The organism is Gulbenkiania mobilis (assembly GCA_004346645.1).
Lineage (GTDB): Bacteria > Pseudomonadota > Gammaproteobacteria > Burkholderiales > Chromobacteriaceae > Gulbenkiania > Gulbenkiania mobilis.
The window spans coordinates 1-18,883 of the sequence record SMDA01000007.1; the positions used below are offsets into that span (position 1 = coordinate 1).

General features: G+C 63.6%; 14 protein-coding genes. 11 read left to right on the top strand and 3 right to left on the bottom strand.

Going from position 1 to position 18,883, the window contains the following annotated elements:
* Nucleotides 1-399: 399 nt before the first annotated feature.
* Nucleotides 400-1,977, top strand: a complete 1,578-nt coding sequence (gene nadB, locus EV669_RS10735) for an L-aspartate oxidase (RefSeq protein WP_132098675.1) — start codon at nucleotides 400-402, stop codon at nucleotides 1,975-1,977.
* A 16-nt stretch (nucleotides 1,978-1,993) separates the two neighbouring features.
* Here nadB and EV669_RS10740 read toward each other — a convergent pair whose 3' ends face one another.
* Complete coding sequence (locus EV669_RS10740) at nucleotides 1,994-4,306, bottom strand: PAS domain-containing sensor histidine kinase (protein ID WP_132098676.1); 2,313 nt, start codon at nucleotides 4,304-4,306, stop codon at nucleotides 1,994-1,996.
* 241 nt (nucleotides 4,307-4,547) lie between these two features.
* Between EV669_RS10740 and EV669_RS10745 the strand changes: the two genes are divergently transcribed.
* The 5 genes from EV669_RS10745 to EV669_RS10765 all read left to right on the top strand — a co-directional run bounded on the left by EV669_RS10745 (nucleotide 4,548) and on the right by EV669_RS10765 (nucleotide 10,292).
* Nucleotides 4,548-5,549: a TRAP transporter substrate-binding protein gene (locus tag EV669_RS10745; protein WP_054285862.1), complete on the top strand. Its 1,002-nt coding sequence runs from the start codon at nucleotides 4,548-4,550 to the stop codon at nucleotides 5,547-5,549.
* A gap of 68 nt (nucleotides 5,550-5,617) precedes the next feature.
* Nucleotides 5,618-6,229, top strand: coding sequence for a TRAP transporter small permease (locus EV669_RS10750; protein WP_054285863.1), 612 nt, complete (start codon nucleotides 5,618-5,620; stop codon nucleotides 6,227-6,229).
* Complete coding sequence (locus tag EV669_RS10755) at nucleotides 6,226-7,509, top strand: TRAP transporter large permease (protein ID WP_054285864.1); 1,284 nt, start codon at nucleotides 6,226-6,228, stop codon at nucleotides 7,507-7,509. The genes EV669_RS10750 and EV669_RS10755 overlap by 4 nt, the downstream gene beginning before the upstream one ends.
* Before the next feature lie 148 nt (nucleotides 7,510-7,657).
* Complete coding sequence (locus EV669_RS10760) at nucleotides 7,658-9,976, top strand: NADP-dependent malic enzyme (protein WP_132098677.1); 2,319 nt, start codon at nucleotides 7,658-7,660, stop codon at nucleotides 9,974-9,976.
* A 67-nt stretch (nucleotides 9,977-10,043) separates the two neighbouring features.
* Nucleotides 10,044-10,292: a PhaM family polyhydroxyalkanoate granule multifunctional regulatory protein gene (locus tag EV669_RS10765; protein ID WP_054285866.1), complete on the top strand. Its 249-nt coding sequence runs from the start codon at nucleotides 10,044-10,046 to the stop codon at nucleotides 10,290-10,292.
* A gap of 10 nt (nucleotides 10,293-10,302) precedes the next feature.
* Here EV669_RS10765 and EV669_RS10770 read toward each other — a convergent pair whose 3' ends face one another.
* Nucleotides 10,303-10,905: a flavin reductase family protein gene (locus tag EV669_RS10770; protein ID WP_055434267.1), complete on the bottom strand. Its 603-nt coding sequence runs from the start codon at nucleotides 10,903-10,905 to the stop codon at nucleotides 10,303-10,305.
* 114 nt (nucleotides 10,906-11,019) lie between these two features.
* Between EV669_RS10770 and dnaE the strand changes: the two genes are divergently transcribed.
* The 5 genes from dnaE to EV669_RS10795 all read left to right on the top strand — a co-directional run bounded on the left by dnaE (nucleotide 11,020) and on the right by EV669_RS10795 (nucleotide 17,989).
* On the top strand, nucleotides 11,020-14,463 hold the full coding sequence (gene dnaE / locus EV669_RS10775) for a DNA polymerase III subunit alpha (RefSeq protein WP_132098678.1): 3,444 nt from the start codon (nucleotides 11,020-11,022) through the stop codon (nucleotides 14,461-14,463).
* A gap of 13 nt (nucleotides 14,464-14,476) precedes the next feature.
* Entirely contained in the window at nucleotides 14,477-15,100 is a 624-nt protein-coding gene (locus tag EV669_RS10780; RefSeq protein WP_054285869.1) for a LysE family translocator, read from the top strand.
* A 124-nt stretch (nucleotides 15,101-15,224) separates the two neighbouring features.
* A complete protein-coding gene (locus EV669_RS10785) occupies nucleotides 15,225-16,331 on the top strand; it encodes a PfkB family carbohydrate kinase (protein ID WP_055434269.1) in 1,107 nt (368 codons plus the stop codon).
* Entirely contained in the window at nucleotides 16,328-17,254 is a 927-nt protein-coding gene (locus EV669_RS10790; RefSeq protein WP_318271431.1) for a pseudouridine-5'-phosphate glycosidase, read from the top strand. The genes EV669_RS10785 and EV669_RS10790 overlap by 4 nt, the downstream gene beginning before the upstream one ends.
* Nucleotides 17,255-17,335: 81 nt before the next feature.
* Nucleotides 17,336-17,989 (top strand): HD domain-containing protein, encoded by a 654-nt coding sequence (locus EV669_RS10795; protein WP_132098679.1) that lies wholly within the window; start codon nucleotides 17,336-17,338, stop codon nucleotides 17,987-17,989.
* Here the strand turns inward: EV669_RS10795 and EV669_RS10800 are convergent.
* Nucleotides 17,964-18,764, bottom strand: coding sequence for a substrate-binding periplasmic protein (locus EV669_RS10800; RefSeq protein ID WP_132098680.1), 801 nt, complete (start codon nucleotides 18,762-18,764; stop codon nucleotides 17,964-17,966). The two genes, EV669_RS10795 and EV669_RS10800, sit on opposite strands and share 26 nt — an antisense overlap.
* Between the last annotated feature and the right edge of the window lie 119 nt (nucleotides 18,765-18,883).

Below are 18,883 nucleotides of genomic sequence, written 5' to 3' on the forward strand. Positions count from 1 at the left end.
TGTTCTAAACTGTCAAAGATCAGGCCGGCGCCGTTGCGCTCAGCAGAGGAAGCGAACTATACCCACCTCTCAATTATGCGTCAAGCAGTATTCGGTGATTACCTTGAAGGTTTTGCCTGAAAACTACAAAAAACAGCCACAACACGTTGTTCACGAAGAACATTTCAGAAAACCAGCCACACCCGGACGTGTGAGGGGGGGGCCGCCAAGCCCCTAGCCGGGAATGGAAGGGGCGGCGCGATGCCAAGCCGAAGCATCACGCCTAGGCCGCTTTGCTGTCCCGCCCCCTGCCGACCGATGTCTACCCTGCCCGCCAGCGGGCGCCCTACCTTTCCAAAAGCTTTTCGGCTGCATTTCATTGCTGATAGGCTTGCCCACATCTCACAGGAGCAGGATGCAATGCTGAAATTCGATGTGGTGATCGTTGGCAGCGGGCTGGCCGGGATGACGCTGGCGCTGCACTTGGCCGAACGCTGCAAGGTGGCGGTGGTGACCAAGCGGGACCTTCTTGAGGGCAGTTCTTCCTACGCCCAAGGGGGAATTGCAGCGGTACTGGACACGGACGACACGGTGGAGGAGCACATCCGCGACACGCTGGTGGCCGGTGCCGGGCTGTGCAATGCCGCGACAACCCGCTTTATCGTGGAACACTCCAAGGAGGCCATCGACTGGCTGATCGACCTGGGTGTGCCGTTCACCCGCGATGCCACCCACCAAACCGGCTACCATCTGACCCGCGAAGGCGGACACAGCCACCGGCGCATCATCCATGCCGCCGATGCCACCGGCGCGGCGGTGACCACCACCCTGGGGCAAAAGCTGAAGGCCCACCCGAACATCACGGTGCTGGAAGAACATATAGCCATCGACCTGATCACCTCCAAGCGCCTTGGGCTGGAGGGCCGTCGGGCGTATGGCATCTACGCGCTGGACAAGCAGGCCGACAGGGTGGTGACGATTGCGGCCCCGCACACCATCATTGCCGCCGGGGGGGCGGGCAAGGTGTACCTCTACACTACCAATCCGGATACTGCCACCGGCGACGGCATTGCGATGGGCTGGCGGGCCGGCTGCCGGGTGGCCAACATGGAGTTCATCCAGTTTCACCCCACCTGCCTGTACCACCCGCACAGCAAGTCGTTCCTAATCTCCGAAGCCGTGCGCGGCGAGGGCGGCATTCTGCGTTTGCCTGACGGAACCCGCTTCATGCCCTCGCATGATGCCCGCGCCGAGCTGGCGCCCCGGGACGTGGTAGCGCGCGCGATCGACTTCGAGATGAAGAAGCACGGCCTGGATTGCGTGTATCTGGATATTTCCTACAAGCCCGCCCATTTCATCCGCGAGCATTTCCCTAATATCTATGCTCACTGCCTGGAACTGGGTATCGATATCACTCAAGAACCGATCCCGGTGGTGCCGGCTGCGCACTATACCTGCGGCGGACTGGTGACGGATCTTGCGGGACGCACCGATGTGGACGGCCTGTATGCGGTGGGGGAGGCGGCCTGCACCGGCCTGCACGGTGCCAACCGGCTGGCAAGTAACTCGCTACTGGAGTGTCTGGTGATCGGCAAGGCGGCCGCGGCCGACATCTTGGCTACCCCACCCGGCACGCAGCCGGCGATCCCCGACTGGGACGACAGCCAGGTCACTGACCCAGACGAGGAAGTGGTGATCTCACACAACTGGGACGAACTGCGTCGGGCGATGTGGGACTATGTGGGCATCGTACGCACCAACAAGCGTTTGGAGCGGGCGCTGCACCGCATCGAACTGCTGCGCGAGGAAATCAGCGAGTACTACCGGCACTTCCATGTCAGCAACGATCTGATCGAGCTACGCAACCTGGTGGTGACGGCGGAGCTGATTGTGCGCTCTGCCATGGAGCGCAAGGAAAGCCGCGGGCTGCATTACAGTCGCGACTACCCCGAAACCTTGGCCGAAGCGCACGACACTGTGCTGACGCCGCAGCGTTGATCTCGGCCGCGGCCGCTCAGGCCGCGGTGGTCTCCGCCTGTAGCAGGGGCAGCGTGAACCAGAACAGGCAGCCCCCGGACAATGTGGCGTTAACGCCAAACTCGCCACGGTGGAATTCCACGATCGAGCGGCAGATGTTGAGCCCGATGCCCATGCCCTCCTGCTTGGTCGAATAAAACGGCGTGAACAGGCGGTCGCGCATGTCTTCAGCCAGCCCCGGACCGTTGTCGGCCACCTCCACATGCCAGTAGGCGGGGCCGACCCGGGTACGGATAGCCACCGTCGGCCGTCGGGTCTGGCTTTCCACCATTGCCTCGATTGCGTTCTTGATCAGGTTGAGCAGCACCTGCTCGATCAGCACCGGGTCCATTTCCAGCCGACAGACGCGGCCATCCTGCGCGACCTCCAGCGCAACGCCGTTCTTGGCCGCTAGCCCTTCGGCCAACCCGACCGCTCGCCGGATGACAGCAGACGGATCGGTGGCCTCCAGCTGCGGGGCGTGCTTCTTCACGAAAGCGCGGATGCTGTTGACGATCTGCCCTGCCCTGCGCGCCTGATCTGCAATCGCCTGCACCGCATCGCGCACCCCGCCGGGCAACGGCAGGTCTGCCGGCAGCCGGCGAATCAGCCCGGAGGCGTAGGTGTTGATGGCGGTCAGCGGCTGGTTGAGCTCGTGGGCCAGACTGGAAGCCATCTCACCCATTGCAATTAGACGGGCGGTATCCTGAAAGCGCTCGGCCTGGGCCCGCTCGCGCGCTTCGTGCTGCCGGGCTTCGGTGACATCCGACAGGATGGTCAGCCAGGCGGCTTCCCCATTGACCCATTCGATAGCGCGCCGGTGCAGCAAATACCAGTGCTCACCGTGGTTGAGCACCACCTCCAGCCCGCTCCCGCCCGCTTCGGCCAACCTTGGCAGGCCCGGGAAGACCGGACAGCAGGCGCCGTCCGGCTCGCAGCTGAGCCACATCGTGGCAAAGCCCGGGTTAGCGTACAGCAGCTGCGCGCTGCCCCCTTCTGTCACACACACCCCGGCATCCAGCCCGTTGAGCACGGTCAGGAAGCGCTGGTGCGACAGGTTGAGGGCCAGCCGCTTCTTCTTCAACTCCGTAATATCGTAGAGCGTGGCAATCCAGCCGCGCTGGGTACCATCGCGGTCCACCAGCGGAGTGGCGTAAAGCCGCACTTCGAAGCGTTCGCCGTCGCTGCGACGGAAAGGCAGCTCGAAACCATGTTCGGGCTGGGCCCCGGCGCGCACTGCGCGCATGGCACGTTCCAGCACCGGCCGCTCCTCGCGCGGCCAGTAACTGTGGGGGGGGCGCTGACCGACAAGCGCCTGCGCGGCGGTACCCGTCATCTCGCAGAAGGCCCGGTTGACGTGCAGGATCTCCCCTTCAAGACCAATGGCCACCAGGCCACTCTTCATCGAATCTTCCATTGCTTCGCGCAGCGTCATCTCGCGCTCCAGCGCCAGTTCCGCCCGGGTACGCTCGCGGGTGTGCTGGCGTAGCCGCCACAGCGAATAGGCCAGCGCGCCCACGAGCAGCGCAATGACACCCGCCACCGCTGGCATCGTCAGCCCGACGCCGCTGCGGTAAACGGTGGCACGCAGCAGTAGCCCGTCCCCTGGCGGATCGAAGCCGATCTGGTGCGTCAGGGCATCGGCACGCACGGCTCCCTCGAACTTGCTGGCCAGCTCTCTTCCGCCCAAATCCACCACACTGATGTGGTATTTGGAGGCGATCCACCACGGCACCTGGTAACGCAGCAGCCGCTCAAGGCCGTACACCAGCCGCACGCCCCCGACAAAGCGTCCCTGCGAGAACAGTGGCACCACAAGATCGAACTGCACCTTGCCATCAGCCGCCCGGTAGTAAGCGCCGTAGGCGGGGCGACCAAGGCGGCTGGCGCGCCACAGCGCGCTGTAGGCCTCATTGCGCAACGGTGGTTCCTGCACCAGCGCGAGGTTGCGCTCGTTCCAAAGTCGGTGGCCATCGGCACTGACGCGCTCCACCGTCAGGAGCTCCGGGTTCTCTCGCAGGAAAAGGCGGGTGTTGGTGATGAACTGCGCGCCGGTCAGCGCTTCGTCGGCAAGCGCATCGGCCACGTTGGCGCCCCACTCCTGGTGACTTTCCATATGCAGCCGGATCGACTGTTCCAGCCACAGCACTTCCTGGATGAGGTTGTCGCGCTGTTCATCCACCCAGTCGCGGTAGACGAGATAGATGAGTCCGCCAAGCGCGACCAGAAGGGCCGCGAGGATCATGGCGGTGGACAGCCACAGTAGCCGGGGGGAGCGGCGTAGGGCGGCGCGGCGGATGGAAGAAGGCATGGAAAGGCGACCGGCAACAAGCAGAACTGCCAGTGTGCAGAAGGCCGGAGGGCTTGGCAAACCGCGCCGCCGTCCGGTTCAGCCCACTACAGGAAAACCCTGATGCCGAATTCCCCAATGGTGGCACCACCGCCCTCCCCCTAATTTAGCGTCTGCCAGACAGCCCGGACACAAGGGCTGCTTCGGGGATGCCCCCAACAACGCAAACCAGATACCGGACCCGGTATACAGGAGATTCGAGATGAAACTGAAATTTGCCGCCCTGATGGTCGGTGCCGCCTTCGGACTGTCCGGCGTAGCGCATGCTGCCGGTGAAATCGTGATCAAGTTCAGCCACGTGGTGGCGCAGGACACCCCCAAGGGCAAGGCAGCCGAATACTTCAAGAAGCTGGCTGAAGAACGCACCAAGGGCAAGGTCAAGGTTCAGGTCTACCCGAACAGCCAGCTCTACAAAGACAAGGAAGAGCTCGAGGCGCTGCAGCTGGGCGCCGTGCAGATGCTGGCCCCCAGCCTCGCCAAGTTTGGCCCGCTGGGCGTGAAGGAGTTCGAAGTTTTCGATCTGCCTTACATCTTTGACGACTATAACGACCTGCACAAGGTGACGCAGGGCCCGATCGGCCAGCAGCTTCTGGGCAAGCTGGATAGCAAGGGCATCAAGGGCCTGGCCTTCTGGGACAACGGCTTCAAGCATTTTTCGGCCAACAAGCCGCTCAAGTCGCCGGCCGACTTCCGCGGCCTGAAGATGCGCATCCAGTCGTCCAAGGTGCTGGAAGAGGAAATGCGCTCGCTGGGCGCGCTGCCTCAAGTGATGGCCTTCTCCGAGGTCTATCAGGCCCTGCAGACGGGCGTGGTGGACGGAACCGAGAATCCGCCGTCCAACATGTACACCCAGAAGATGCACGAAGTGCAGAAGAACCTGACCACTACCGGTCACGGCTATCTGGGCTATGCGGTGATCGTGAACAAGAAGTTCTGGGATGGGCTGCCGGCGGACGTACGCGGCACGCTGGAAGGCGCGATGCGCGACGCCACCAAGTACGCCAACGACATTGCCAAGAAGGAAAACGACGAAGATCTGGCCAATATCGCCAAGTCCGGCAAGACCACCGTCTACACCCCTACACCGGCTGAGCGCGCCGCCTTCAAGAAGGCCCTGGTACCGGTACACGCCAAGATGGCAGACCGGATCGGCGGCGACCTGATCCAAGCCATCTACAAGCAGACCGGCTTCACCCCGAACTGACCGGTTCCTGACCCGGGAGCGTGTGCCGCCCAGCGCGGGCACGCTCCTGTTCCATCCGGAGTATCCCCATGAAATTCCTCGATCGTCTCGAGGAGTGGCTGATCGCCTTCCTGATGGGCGCGGCCACCCTCCTGACCTTTGTCGCCGTCGTGCACCGCTATGCCTCGGGCACCGAGCTGCTGCACCCATACACTGCACACATCAACCTGGCTTGGGCACAGGAACTCACGATCTACATGTTCGTGTGGATGGCCAAGTTCGGCGCGGCCTACGGAGTGCGCACCGGCATCCACGTGGGTGTGGACGTGCTGATCAACAAGCTCTCCGACCGCAACCGGGCCAAGTTCATCGTGATCGGCCTTCTGGCCGGTGCTCTCTTTACCGGCATCGTCGGCACACTCGGCGGCACCTTCGTCTGGGAGATCGCTCACACCGACCAGACTTCGGCCGACCTTGAGCTGCCGATGTGGATGGTTTACCTCGCGGTGCCTGTCGGCTCCTACCTGATGTGCTTCCGCTTTCTGCAGGTGGCCTGGAACTTCATCCGCACCGGCGAGCTGCCGCGCCACGACCACAGCCATGTGGAAGGCATGGACGAGGCCGCCGAAGACATCAACTGGTTTGCGATGGATGACAACCTGCACCCGCACGACCTGAAGCACGGAGACAAAAAACAATGAGTGCGCTCATCATCTTCGGACTCCTGATCGTCCTGATGCTGACGGGCATGCCGATCTCGATCTCGCTCGGCCTGACCGTCCTGACCTTCCTGTTCACCATGACCGAGGTGCCGATCGAGGCGGTGGCACTCAAGCTGTTCACCGGCATCGAGAAGTTCGAGATCATGGCGATTCCGTTCTTCATCCTGGCGGGCAATTTCCTTACCCATGGCGGCGTGGCGCGGCGGATGATCAACTTTGCCTCCAGCATGGTCGGCCACTGGCATGGCGGGCTGGGCCTCGCGGGCGTGGTGGCCTGCGCTTTGTTCGCGGCGGTGTCGGGCTCCAGCCCGGCCACGGTGGTGGCCATCGGCTCCATCCTGCTGCCGGCCATGGTCAAGCAGGGCTTTCCCGATCGCTTCGGCGCCGGGGTAATCACCACCTCGGGCGCGCTGGGCATCCTGATCCCGCCGTCGATCGTGATGGTGATGTACTCGGTGGCCACCAACACTTCGGTGGGCCAGCTTTTCATGGCCGGGGTGATTCCGGGCCTGATGCTCGCCACCTTCCTGGGCCTGACCACTTGGTGGCGGGCACGCAAGTTCGGCTACCCCCGCCTGCCCAAGGCCAGTGCCGCCCAGCGCCTGAAGGCATTCCGCGAGTCGATGTGGGGCCTGTTCCTGATCGTGGTGGTAATTGGCGGCATCTATACCGGGGTATTCACCCCCACAGAAGCCGCGGCGATGTCGGCGGTGTATGCCTTCATCGTGGCGGTGTTCATCTACAAGGACCTGTCGCTCAAGCAGCTGCCCAAGGTGCTGCTGGACTCGGCGGCCATGTCTGCCATGCTGCTCTACATCATCACTAACGCGGTGCTGTTCTCGTTCCTGATGACCAGCGAAGGCATTCCGCAGGCCATGGCCAGCTGGCTGATCGACGCCGGCCTCGGTCCGATCGCCTTCCTGCTGGTGGTGAACATTCTGCTGCTTTTGGCAGGCAACGTGATGGAACCCTCGTCCATCGTGTTGATCCTTGCACCCATCCTGTTCCCGGTGGCGGTGCAGCTGGGTATCGATCCGGTCCACTTCGGCATCCTGATCGTGGTGAACATGGAGGTGGGCATGTGCCACCCGCCGGTAGGGTTGAACCTGTACGTGGCCTCGGGCATTACCAAAATGGGCATTACCGAGCTGACGATCGCAGTATGGCCGTGGCTGCTGACGATGCTGGTCTTCCTCGGTCTGGTGACCTATGTGCCGGCCATCTCGCTGTGGCTGCCGCGCACCCTTGGCATGATGTAAGGCCAGGGGCCGGAAACACGAACGCGACGGTGTCCCCGTCGCGTTTTTTGTCGGACACGTCGTAGCCGGGTCTAGGGTTAGCCCCTATAATGGCTGACCTGTTCTTCCAACCATCCTCAAAGAAAAAGCAACTCTCAGGAGCTCCCAGATGGATGAGCAATTGCGCCAGAACGCGCTCGACTTCCACCAGTACCCGTCGCCCGGCAAGATCCAAGTATCCCCCACCAAGCCGCTGGCTACCCAGCGTGACCTGGCCCTGGCCTATTCCCCCGGCGTGGCCGCACCCTGCATGGAGATCGTCGAGGATCCGCTCAACGCCTACAAGTACACCGCCCGCGGCAACCTCGTGGCTGTGATCTCCAACGGCACCGCCGTGCTCGGCCTCGGCAACATCGGTGCGCTCGCCGGCAAGCCGGTGATGGAAGGCAAAGGCGTCCTCTTCAAGAAATTTGCCGGTATCGACGTGTTCGATATCGAAGTGAACGAAACCGACCCGGACAAGCTAGTCGATATCATCTGCTCGCTGGAACCCACCTTCGGTGGCATCAACCTGGAAGACATCAAGGCGCCCGAGTGCTTCTACATCGAGAAGAAGTGCCGCGAACGCATGGGCATCCCCGTCTTCCACGATGACCAGCACGGCACGGCCATCGTCGCCGCCGCCGCAGTGCTCAACGGCCTGCGCCTGGTGGACAAGGACATCAGCAAGGTACGCGTGGTGGCCTCTGGCGCGGGCGCAGCCGCCATCGCCTGCTTGGACCTGCTGGTTGCACTGGGCGTAGCCCGAGAGAACATCACCGTCTGCGACTCCAAGGGCGTCATCTATCAGGGCCGCGACGAAAAGATGGACGAATCGAAGAAGCGGTATGCGATTGCCGACAACGGCCAGCGCAAGCTGGCTGACGCGATGGTCGATGCCGACATCTTCATGGGCCTCTCGGGCCCCAAGCTGGTGAGCCAGGAAATGGTCAAGTCGATGGCGCGCAACCCGCTCATTCTGGCCATGGCCAACCCGGAGCCGGAAATCCTGCCGCCGCTGGTGAAGGAAGTGCGTCCGGACGCCATTATCGGCACCGGTCGCTCGGACTACCCCAACCAGGTCAACAACGTCCTGTGCTTCCCCTTCATCTTCCGTGGCGCGCTGGACGTGGGCGCTACCACCATCAATGAAGAGATGAAGCTGGCCTGCGTGCGCGCCATTGCCGACCTGGCCATGGCCGAGCAGAGCGATGTGGTGGCCTCGGCCTATGGTGACCAGGAACTGTCCTTCGGTCCGGAATACCTGATTCCAAAGCCTTTCGACCCCCGCCTGATCGTGAAGATCGCCCCGGCCGTAGCTCAGGCCGCGATGGAGTCGGGTGTAGCAACCCGTCCGATCACGGACATGAACGCCTACGTCGACCAACTGGCACAGTTCGTCTACAAGACCAACCTGTTCATGAAACCGGTGTTCTCGCAGGCCAAGAAGGAACAGAAGCGCGTAGTCTTGGCCGAAGGCGAGGATGAGCGCGTGCTGCACGCCACACAGGAGATCGTGTCGCAGGAACTGGCCAAGCCCATTCTGATCGGCCGTCCAAGCGTGATCGAGATGCGCCTCAAGAAGCTGGGCCTGAAGCTGCGCCCAGGTGTGGATTTCGAGCTGGTGAACAACGAATCCGACCCGCGCTTCAATGAATACTGGCAGGAGTACTACCAGCTCATGAAGCGCAAGGGTGTGTCGCAGGAGCAGGCCCGTCGTCGCGTGATCGGCAACACCACCCTCATCGGCGCCCTGATGGTGCACCGAGGCGAAGCGGATGCGCTCATCTGTGGCACCTACGGCAACTACCGCCAGCATTTTGATATCGTCCGCGACGTAATCGGTTACAACAATCCGCAGCAGCACGCGGGGGCGATGAACGCACTGATGCTGCCCACCGGCAACATCTTCATTGCCGACACCTACGTCAATGCCAACCCCACAGCCGAACAACTGGCCGACATCACACTGATGGCAGCCGAGTCGATCAAGCGCTTCGGTATCGTTCCCAAGGCCGCCCTGCTGTCGCACTCCAGCTTCGGCAGCAACGACAGCGATTCGGCACAAAAGATGCGTGCCGCGCTGGGCCTGATCCAGGAGCGAGCACCCGACCTGGAAGTAGACGGTGAGATGCAGGGCGACGCTGCGCTGGTGGAAGCCATCCGCAGCCAGGCCATGCCCGACTCCACGCTGAAAGGTTCGGCCAACCTGCTGGTAATGCCGAGCGTGGAAACGGCCAACATCAGCTACAACCTGCTGCGGGTGTCGGCTGCCGATGGCGTGACCATCGGGCCGATCCTGATGGGCATGGCCAAGACCGCCCATATCCTGACGCCGATCTCGTCGGTCCGCCGCATCGTCAACATGGTGGCGCTGGCTGCCGTGGATGCGCAGGCCAACGCACCGGTAGCACCGCCGGCCGACCCGGCCCAGCAGGCTGGCGTCTGACCGCGCTGGCAGACGCTATACTCAACGGGTGGCTTCGGCCACCCGTTTTTTCTTGAGGAAGACCGCCATGAGTGCCGACTACAATCCTGCAGACCCCTTCGCCCTGTGGCGTCAGTTTGTCCAGGCCGCCACGCCTTCCAGCGCCCAACCTTTCCTGCCGCCGATGAGCGAGGAGGAAATCGAGCGCCGGCTGGCCGAGCTTAAGGTGGTGGAAAGCTGGCTGACCATGAACCTTGGCATGCTGTCGATGCAGATCAAGACCCTGGAAATGCAGAAGGCTGCGTTCGCCAGCCTGAAGAAGGGCGCCCCGGAATAGCGTGCCGGCATCAGGGCCGGGGCAGGGCGAAGCTGTCGCGGGTGAAGGTGTAGGCATCGCCCGCCAGCTTGCCTACCGCATCCAGCATTTCGCCGTCAATTCGACCCTCGTGCCAGAGTGCGTCGGCCACATGCACGTGCAGAACCTCGCCCAGCACCAAGCACCCTGCCCCCGGCTGGTTGCCCAGTTCCAGCAGCTGCTGCAGCCGGCATTCGTAGCGTATGGCGGCATCGGCGATCACCGGCACCTTCACGGTATACGCCAAGGTCTTTTCCAGCCCGGCCAGATCAAATTCGTCCACTTCGGGCGCGTAGTTGCCGCAGGAAAGGTTCATCGCCTCGATCTGCGTACGGCGCACCACGTGCACCACGAACTCCCCCGTGGCGCGGATGTTGGCCAGCGTGTCCTTCTCGCTGCCGTCGGGACGGCGCAGCAGGCTGAACGCCAGTACTGGTGGCGTGACACTGGCGACGTTAAAAAAGGAAAACGGGGCCAGGTTGGCCACCCCTTCAAGGCTTTGCGTACTGACCCAGGCAATCGGGCGCGGCAGTACCCCACCCGTCAGTAGACGGTAGCATAGGTCGTTGTCCAGATCGCGGACGTTGAATTCCATGGTCTGTTTCCCTTCTTGTTGTCCTCTCTTTCATTCTGATGCTGCAGTGCAATAAGTGCAAATCGGTACGTGCGTGCGGTAGTAGCGTCGAGGCCCAGCCGCTAAAATGCCTGAATGAACGCACCCCGCTTTATTCCCCTGCGCCTGCACACCGAGTTCTCCATCACCGACGGCATCGTCCGGGTGGACGATGCCGTCGCTCGTGCACGCACACAGCAGCTGCCCGCCCTCGGTCTTTCGGACCTGATGAACCTCTTCGGACTGGTCAAGTTCTACAAAGCCTGCCGTAGCGCCGGCCTCAAACCAATCGTCTCCTGCGACGTCTGGCTGGAGAACGAGGAAGACCGCGACAAGCCCTACCGCATGATGCTGACGGTGAAAAACCGTGCCGGCTATCTGCGACTGTGCGAGCTGCTGGCCGATGCATACACGCACAACCAGTATCGTGGCCGTGCCGAACTGAAGCGCGCCTGGCTGGAGGACGGCGACAACAGCAACCTGATCTGCCTGTCTGGCGCCCATCTCGGTGACGTGGGGGTAGCCCTGTGCAACGGCAATCCCGACGAAGCCCGCCGGCGTGCCGAATACTGGGCCCGCCTTTTTCCAGATGCCTTCTACCTGGAGGTGCAGCGCCTCGACAGCCCGCAGATCGAGCAGTGCGTACAAGCTACGCTGTGGCTGGCCAGCCAGACCGACCTGCCGGTGGTGGCCACCCACCCGGTACAGTTTCTCGATCCGGACGACTTCAAGGCACACGAAGCACGAGTGTGCATCGCCGAGGGCTACACCCTGGCGGACAAACGCCGCCCCAAGACCTTCCACCCCTGCCAGTACTTCCCTTCGCCGGACGAAATGGCCGAGCGCTTTGCCGACCTGCCGGAGGCGCTGGCCAACAGCGTGGAGATCGCCAAGCGCTGCAACCTGACCATCGAACTGGGCAAGAACTACCTGCCGCAGTTCCCCACGCCTGACGGCATGACGCTCGATGACTACCTCGTCCATCTGTCACGCCAGGGGCTGGAGGCCCGGCTGGAGAAGCTCTACCCCGATCCGGCGGAGCGCGCGAACCAGCGCGAGCGCTATGACGCACGGCTGAAGGTGGAATGCGACACCATCATCCAGATGGGCTTTCCTGGCTACTTCCTGATCGTGGCCGACTTCATCAACTGGGCGAAGGCCAATGGCTGCCCGGTAGGGCCGGGCCGAGGCTCGGGTGCCGGCTCGCTGGTAGCCTACAGCCTGGGCATCACGGACATCGATCCCTTGGCGTATGCCCTGCTCTTCGAGCGCTTTCTCAATCCCGAGCGGGTGTCGATGCCCGACTTCGACGTGGACTTCTGCCAGGACAACCGCTACCGGGTGATCGAATATGTGCGCCAGAAGTACGGTGCCGAGGCGGTATCGCAGATCGCCACCTTCGGCACAATGGCCGCCAAGGCGGTGGTGCGCGATGTGGGCCGTGTGCTAGACCTGCCGTACAACTTCTGCGATGGCGTATCCAAGCTCATCCCCGCTGCGCCGGGCAAGCAGTACAGCCTGGACGATGCGGTGGAAATGGAACCCGTCCTCAAGGAGCGTCTGGAAAACGAGGAGGAACTGCGCGAACTCTGGGCGCTGGCCAAAAAACTGGAGGGCCTGACGCGCAACATCGGCATGCACGCCGGTGGCGTGCTGATCGCTCCGGGGCGGATCACCGACTTCTGTCCGGTGTATCAGGCCGGTGGCGAGGAGGCGGTTCCGGTCTCCATGCTGGACAAGGACGACGTAGAGCAGATCGGACTGGTGAAGTTCGACTTCCTGGGGCTGCGCAACCTGACGATCATCGATCTGGCGGTCAATTACATCCGTGATCTGGACCCGTCCTTTGACACCGACCTGAACCTTCTGGAGTTCACCGACCCGGCTGCCTACAAGGTACTGCAGGACGCCAACACCACAGCGGTGTTCCAGCTGGAATCGGATGGCATGAAGCGGCTGCTGGAGAAGCTGCGCCCCGACCGCTTCGAAGACATCATCGCCGTGCTGGCCCTGTACCGTCCGGGCCCGCTCGGCTCGGGGATGGTGGACGACTTCATCCTGCGCAAGGCTGGCAAGCAGGAGGTGGACTACTTTCACCCCGACCTGACCGCCTGCCTGGAGCCGACCTATGGCGTGATCGTGTATCAGGAACAAGTGATGCAGATCTCGCAGATCATCGGTGGGTACACCCTGGGCGGGGCCGACATGCTGCGCCGCGCGATGGGCAAGAAAAAGCCGGAGGAAATGGCCGCCCACCGCGAAAAGATCGCTGAAGGTGCGCGCAAGAAGGGCTACGATCCCAAGCTGGCCGAGCAGCTTTTCGACCTGATGGCCAAGTTCGCAGAGTACGGCTTCAACAAGTCGCATACCGCAGCCTATGCGGTAGTGAGCTACCAGACTGCCTGGCTCAAGGCGCATCATACTGCCGCTTTCATGGCCGCCACCATGTCGTCAGAACTGGACAATACCGACCAGCTCAAGGTGTTCTACGACGACTCGCGGGCCAATGGTCTGGAATTCCTCCCCCCGGACGTCAACGAAAGTTTCTACCGCTTCGTGCCGGTAGACCGCAAGCGTATCCGCTATGCACTGGGCGCAATCAAGGGCACTGGCGAGTCGGCGGTAAACCACATCGTTGCGGTGCGCAACGAAAGCGGTCCGTTCAAGGATCTGTTCGACTTCTGCCGCCGCACAGACAAGAAGATCGTCAACAAGCGGGTGATCGAGTCGCTAATCCGCGGGGGCGCCTTCGACACCCTCGACGATAACCGGGCGCGCCTGTTCGCCAACGTATCGTTGGCACTGGAAGCGGCCGAACAGGAAGCGGCAAACGCCAATCAGGGCGGGCTGTTCGACATGTTCGCGGCCGAGGACGTGCCTGCGGTGGCCATGATCGACGCCAAGCCGTGGAGTGACGCGGTCCGGTTGGCCGAAGAGAAGCTCGCCATCGGCTATTACCTGTCTGGCCACCCCTTCAGCGCCTATGAACGTGAGGTGCGCGCATTCATCAAAACGCCCCTGGCGCGCTTGCAGCCCAAAAAGGAGCTACAACTGCTGGCCGGTTTCGTGACCGGCATCCGCGTCAAGGTGGGTAACCGCGGCAAGATGGCCTTCGTGCAGCTGGACGATGGTTCGGCCAAGCTGGAGGTCAGTATCTTCGCCGAGGCTTTCGAAGCCAATCGCACCCGGCTTAAGGAAGACACGGTGCTGGTGGTGGAGGGCAAGGTCAGCAACGATGACTTCTCCGGCGGCCTGCGCATCGTGGTGGACAAGCTCTACGATCTGGGCGAAGCCCGCAGCCGCTTCGCCCGCAGCCTGTTGCTAACGATGAACGGCAACGCCGATGTGGGACGCCTGAAAAACGTACTGTCGCCGTTCCGGGCGCAAGAGTCCGGCTGCCCGGTACGGGTAAGCTACAGCAATGGCACCGCGCGCGGCGACCTGTTGCTTTCGCCCGAATGGGGCGTGCGCCTGGACGACGGCCTGCTGCTGGCCCTGCGCGACTGGCTAGGCCAGCAGGCCGTGCGGGTGATCTGGTAAGGGGAGGTCGACCATGCTTGAAGCCGTGATCCTCTTTGCGGTGGCAGCCGCTGTCCTGACAGTAACGCCCGGACTCGATACCGTACTCGTGCTGCGCACCTCGCTTGCCGAGGGTGCCCGGCCGGCCTTTCTGGCCGGCCTGGGCATTGCTACCGGCGTGCTGGCCTGGGGACTGCTGGTAGCGTTGGGTCTGGGTGCCCTGCTCACCACCTCCGAGGCCGCCTACCATGCCCTGCGCGTGGTGGGCGCCGCCTACCTCATCTGGATTGGGTTGCGGCTGCTGCGGACGCCACGCCGTGCACTCGGCGCCGCGTCCGGCACGAGTGGGCAGCGCCAGGACGCTGCACAGACGTGGTTCATGCGCGGGCTACTCACCAATCTGCTCAACCCCAAGGTGGGCCTGTTCTACCTCACCTTTCTGCCACAGTTCATCCCGGCGGGCGCTTCCGTCGCCCTGACCAGCGGCCTGCTGGCCTTGGTGCATGCGGCCGAAAGCGTGCTGTGGTTTGCGCTGCTGTCGGCGCTGGCCGGTCCGCTGGGCGGATGGCTGCACCAGCCCGGCCGGATCGCAGCCATCGATCGGCTCACTGGTGGCCTGTTCGTGGCCTTTGGGCTGCGGTTGGCCTGGCAAGACTAAGCCTTCCCCACCGCTGGCGCTTGGCCGAAGCCTTTATAGGCTTCGGCCAAGCTTTTTTGTTTGACGAGCATGAGGCCGCGGCCTATCATCCAAACAAAAGCAAACAAAACAAACTTAAGTTTAGATGACCGAACGCGAACAACAGATCCTATCCCTGCTGCGTCAGGATCCGCTCATCCCCCAACAGGCGCTGGCCGATCGCTTGGGCATCAGTCGCCCCGCTGTGGCCACCCATATCGTCAATCTGATGAACAAGGGCCTGATCCGGGGCAAGGGCTACATCCTGGCCGAGGCTCCCCGCACTGTGGTAATCGGTGGCGCCAACATGGACATCACCGGTATCGCCGGAGCCCCGCTACGGCAGGGTGACTCCAACCCCGGCCGTGTGCTTGCCTCACCCGGCGGTGTCGCGCGCAACATCGCTGAGAACCTGGCCCGCCTGGGCCTGGACGTGCGTCTGGTAAGCGTGGTGGGCGACGACCTGCACGGCCGTTCGCTGCTGGAGGCCACCCAGCGAGCGGGCGTGGACGTGCAGAACGTACTGGTGCTGCCGGACGCGGCCACGCCAACCTATCTCTCCATCCAAGGCCCGGACGGTGACATGGCGCTCGCCATCAACGACATGGACGCCCTCGCCAGGCTGACCCCGGCACGCCTCGTTGGATGCCGCGAGCTGGTACGCCACGCCGGGCGCCTGATCGCCGATGCCAACCTCTCTGAAGACGCCTTGGCCTGGCTGTTCGCCGAAGCGCAGGCGCCGGTGATGGTGGACCCGGTCTCGGCCTTCAAGGCCGAGCGACTGCGCCCCTGGCTCGCCAGGATCAGCCTGCTCAAGCCCAACCGCCTAGAGGCAGCCTCGCTCTCCGGCCTGCCGCTCACAGCCCCGCACGATGCCCCCCGCGTTGCCGACTGGTTCCATGAACAGGGCGTGCGGCAGGTAGTGCTCAGCCTCGGCAGCGAGGGGCTCTTCTACAGCGACGGCCACAGCAGCGGCTGGGCGCCGGCCGTACTGCCTGCTGGCGGGATCGTGAACACTACCGGCGCAGGCGATGCCCTGATGGCCGGGCTGGCCTGCGGCCTGCAGGACGGCCTGCCGCTGGAAGAGAGCGCGCGCATGGCACAGGCCTGTGCCGCCCTGACCCTGGCGACCCCCATGACCAACAGCCCCATCCTGTCGCGCGCCGCCGTTGAGGCGTGCCTCGCTCAAGAACCTGCAAGGAGCTTCAATTGAACCTGCATCCACTGCTCGATATCCATCCGGACGTAGCCCAAGCCCTGGCGGCCAACCTTCCCGTGGTGGCGCTGGAATCCACCATCATCTCCCACGGCATGCCGTATCCGCAGAATGTGGAGACCGCCCTGAAAGTGGAGGCCGAGGTGCGCGCGTCCGGCGCCGTGCCTGCCACCATCGCCATCATCGATGGGCGCCTGAAGGCAGGCCTGTCGCATGAAGAGATCGAACGCCTGGGGCGGGCCGGCCATGCCGTGGCCAAAGTTAGCCGCCGCGACCTGCCGGTGGTGGTAGCCCGCGGTCAGACCGGCGCCACCACGGTGGCCTCGACGATGATCGTGGCAGCACTTGCCGGCATTCGGGTCTTTGCCACCGGTGGCATCGGTGGCGTGCACCGTGGAGCCCAGACCAGCTTCGACATTTCGGCCGACCTTCAGGAGCTGGCGCAGACGCCGGTGGCGGTGGTATGCGCTGGCGCCAAGTCCATCCTGGACTTGGGGCTGACGCTCGAATACCTGGAAACGCATGGCGTGCCGGTACTGGGCTACCGGACCGACCACCTGCCGGCGTTCTTCACCCGCGACAGTGAGTTCGGCGTGGATGCCCGTATGGAGGAAGCCGAGGAGATCGCACGGGTAATGAAAACGAAGTGGGACCTGCAGCTGCGCGGTGGCTTGGTAGTGGCCAACCCCATTCCTGAGGCGCATGCCATGCCGCGGGCAGCGATCGACGCTGCCATCTCCCAAGCCCTGCGCGAGGCGGAGGAACAGGGCATCGGTGGCAAGGCCGCCACGCCGTTCCTGCTGGCCCGCGTCTGCGAACTGACCGGCGGCAACAGCCTTTCGGCCAACATCCAGCTGGTACTCAACAACGCCCGTCTTGCCGCCCAGGTAGCTAGCGCCTACTGCACGCTGGGCGCCTGAGCACCAGCGTGCCGGCCTCGGTTGACGCGGCCGCCTGCCTCGGCTTCAATGTCCGGCCCTTCGGAGATTGAAGCCGTTTTCATGATCGATACCCTGCACGCACACTGGCGCCCCCGGCTTCTGGACATCCTCGCCACCGAGGCAGGGGAAGCGGATGGCGCCCACGACACAGCCCACTTCGACCGGGTGTGGCAGGTGGCGCGCGCCCTGCTCTTGGCCCACACCGAGGCCGACCCGATGGTGGTGATGGCGGCCTGCTACCTGCACGACCTCGTCAACCTGCCGAAGAACCATCCCGAACGCCATCTGGCATCACAGCGCTCCGCCGAGCGGGGACGGGCGCACCTGCAGGCCGTCGGGTTTCCCGAGGAAAAACTGGATGCGGTGGCCCACGCCATCGAAGCGCACAGCTACTCGGCCGGCATTACCCCCCACAGCATTGAAGCGCGTATCGTGCAGGATGCAGACCGCATGGATGCGCTGGGGGCAGTGGGCTTGGCGCGGCTCTTCTACACTGCCGGGCGCATGGGCGCCACACTGGCCCACCCCACCGACCCGCTGGGCGGCACTCGCCCGCTGGACGACCTGCGCTACGCGCTGGACCACATTGCGGTCAAGCTGGAGAAGCTGCCGGAGACCATGCAGACCGAAGCCGGCCAAAGGTTGGCCGAAGCCCGGCTGGAGCGAGTACGCCGCTTCCGCGACGACTTCATGGAAGAGTGGCAGGGACAGTAACCGATGCGGAAGCGCGGGCAGACGGCGCGGTCAGCCCGGCCTGTTCCAGAAGCCGCGCCAGCCGGCCGTTCTTGCGCAGCCGTGCCAGCGCCGCATCAAGACGCGCCTTGACCGCGGCGGCCTGTGGCATGGCCTTGGGCACACCGAGGAAGTTCGGGTTCACCGCCAAGGGGGGCGAGACAATGCGCAATGCCGACATCGCCACACCGGCCTCCCGGGCGCTGTAGGCCACCGCCGGTGCGCCCCCGGCGAACAGCGCGCCCTCCAGCCGTCCTGCCACCAGCATCTGCAGTCGCAAAGGCGGGGACCCATCCTCGTTGATCACCATCTTGGGCAGGGCAGCATTCAGCTCCGGCGAGTAGCGCGCCCCGCGCGTCGTACCGATGCGTCGCCCGGAAAGGTCAGCCAACGAGCGCACCGGGAACGGCCTGCTTTCCGCCTGCACCAGCACTACCGCATCTTCCAGCAGGAGATCAGTGTACAGAAAGGCACGGTCCCGCTCGGTAGTGCGGGAGAAAGACGTGATGATGCCGCTGCCGCTGGCGGACTCTCGGATAGCCCGCAACCACGGCAGGGCGACCACCTTGGGCACATAGCCGGCCTCCAGCGCCACCATGCGCGCAGCCTCCACCGCGTATCCCTTGGCCACGCCGGCTTCGGCATAGTGCTTGGGCGGCGTGTGCTCGCTGCAGTAAATGACCAATGTCTCGTCGGCCATGGCCGGCGTGATCCAGGCAAGCCCCCACCAGATTGCCCATGCTGCACGGTTGCGCATTCCCCCGACCCTCCTCTCGAGTCGCCCGTTTTCCCTTTGGCCCTGAGGGCTCTCTATGCGGGAAGCGGTCTGTGCATTCAGTGACAGAGGAATACCATTCTGAAGCGGACCCGACAACC